This window comes from Natrinema soli (assembly GCF_028618695.1).
Genome location: NZ_JAQIVI010000045.1, coordinates 1 through 1,022 on the forward strand (window position 1 = coordinate 1; position 1,022 = coordinate 1,022).

The 1,022-nt window shown below is 69.2% G+C and carries 1 protein-coding gene and 2 pseudogenes; 2 read left to right on the forward strand and 1 reads right to left on the reverse strand.

Features of this window, described 5'->3' with window-relative positions; genetic code table 11:
• A pseudogene (locus PGX04_RS03065) lies at window positions 1–208 on the forward strand (hypothetical protein); the annotation flags it as partial.
• A gap of 31 nt (window positions 209–239) precedes the next feature.
• Window positions 240–521 (forward strand): ubiquitin-like small modifier protein 1, encoded by a 282-nt coding sequence (locus PGX04_RS03070; RefSeq protein WP_273737169.1) that lies wholly within the window; start codon window positions 240–242, stop codon window positions 519–521.
• Between the two features lie 47 nt (window positions 522–568).
• Here PGX04_RS03070 and PGX04_RS03075 read toward each other — a convergent pair.
• Window positions 569–1,022 (reverse strand): annotated as a pseudogene (locus PGX04_RS03075) (GNAT family N-acetyltransferase); the annotation flags it as partial.

Genomic DNA, 1,022 nt, shown 5'->3' on the forward strand with positions numbered 1-1,022 from the left:
CGGCGACGTTCGACTCGCGCCCGGTGACGTGGCTTACGTTCTCGGTCGTCCGGACGCGCTGCGGCGAGTCACCGACCGGGCGCTGGCCGAAACGCGAGACGGAGGCGGCGCGCCCGACCCCGGTGAAAATTCCGATACCAGCGGCGAGTCGGACGCCGATCACGAGCTCGAACGGCCACGGGATCGGGAACAGCCACAAGAGCGGTAGCTACTTGCCGCCGGCACCGATAGCGCCAGGTATGCCTACCGAGTGGAAACTGTTCGCCGACCTCGCCGAACGGGCCGGTTCCAAGCACGTGACCGTCGACGCCGCCGCCGGCGACACCGTGGGCGACGCTCTCGAGGAACTCCTCGCGGACGCCCCCGAACTCGAGGGCCGCGTGCTCGAGGACGGCGAGCTCCGATCGCAGATCAACGTGCTTCGCAACGGGACGAATGTGCTGGTCGAAGAGGAGGGGATGGAGACGGTCCTCGAAGAGGGCGACGAATTAGCGCTGTTCCCGCCGGTCAGCGGCGGGTAGGTCGCTGGCGACGCCACAGCGGCGGCTACTACCGGCAACCGCGCCGGTCAGTCGGTCGTCAGATCGATCCCCAACACGAAGTCCGGTTCCTCGGAGATACCGACTCCCGTCGCGGCGGCGTCCGTGACGAACCGGGCGGTTTCGGGGATGAGGACGCGCGTCTCGTCGGCACCGCAGTCGGCGGCGTCGCGGGCAATTGCGGCGAACAGCGATCGCGCGGCGTCGATATTCTCCCACGCGCCGACGCCGTATTCGGCCCACGTCTCGGTGGTGGGGTCTGCATCGCTCGAGCCGTCCGAGCCGTCGCTCTCGACTGGGCGGTCGTCCGTTCGCGATCGGTAGGCCGTTCCCGCGAGGCCGTCCTCGCCCTCGACCGCAAAAACGGCGATCTCGTCGGCCAGTCGTTCGAAATCGTCGCGCGTGAGTTCTCGGACGGCCCACGACTCCCCCGGTGCGAGGCCGAGTCCCGTCAGGTGCTCGCGCGCGGCGCTGTGGGTCCAG

What these genes read in the sequence shown, in the direction of transcription:
- PGX04_RS03070 (WP_273737169.1), top strand. Translation starts at nt 240, where the DNA reads ATGCCTACCGAGTGGAAACTGTTCGCCGACCTCGCCGAACGGGCCGGT.